This window comes from Treponema sp. R6D11 (assembly GCF_054786075.1).
The window spans coordinates 1-700 of the sequence record NZ_BDHD01000618.1 but is presented as its reverse complement, the minus strand read 5'-3'; the positions used below and the strand labels follow the sequence as shown (position 1 = coordinate 700).

General features: G+C 40.9%; 1 protein-coding gene. It reads left to right on the top strand.

The features are described 5' to 3' along the window. The coding region (locus ACYVTD_RS15080) for a tRNA 2-thiocytidine biosynthesis TtcA family protein (protein WP_461248526.1) at window positions 1–700 on the top strand (700 nt) is incomplete at both ends.

The window sequence follows — 700 nt, the reverse complement described above, 5'->3', positions numbered from 1 at the left end:
GGAACGCTCCCTTATTAACGAAGGCGACCGCATATTAATCGCCGTTTCAGGCGGGAAAGATTCTAGCGTATTGTCGTGGGCGCTTTCGCAAATAAAACCTGCGTTAAAAATAAATTATGAATTGGCAGGCTTGCACATAAGTACCGACTTTTGCGCATGTTGCAAGAAATCGGCGCTTTGCAAAAAGCTGGAAGAATGGGGAATTCCGTTTACTGATTTATTTGTGCCTGTTATCGGCAGGCTGAAAGAAGGTGAAAAAATGAATTGCTACTGGTGTTCCACGCAAAGACGGACAGAACTGTTAAAATTCGCCGTAAGAAACGGCTTTAACAAAATAGCGTTGGGTCATCATCTTGACGACATAATCGAAACTTTTTTTATGAACCTTTGCTCAAAGGGCGAATTGCTTGCCATGCCGATTAATTTAAAATACCGAAAATATCCCGTCAGCCTTATCCGTCCGCTTGCCCTGCTGGAAGAAAAGCAAATTATATCATGCGCCGGAGAACAGAACATTTTAAAAAACGCTTGTACCTGTCCATACGGGCAAAATTCAAAACGTAGAGATATGCGAGGCAAAATAGCGGATTTTGTCGGAAAAGAGGCGGGCGATATTAAACGACGGATATTAAAGGATTTTCTTTTATTTTTTTATATGTTTCTTTTGCTTTATCTTTTAATTTTTTTGCGGCAATTGGGG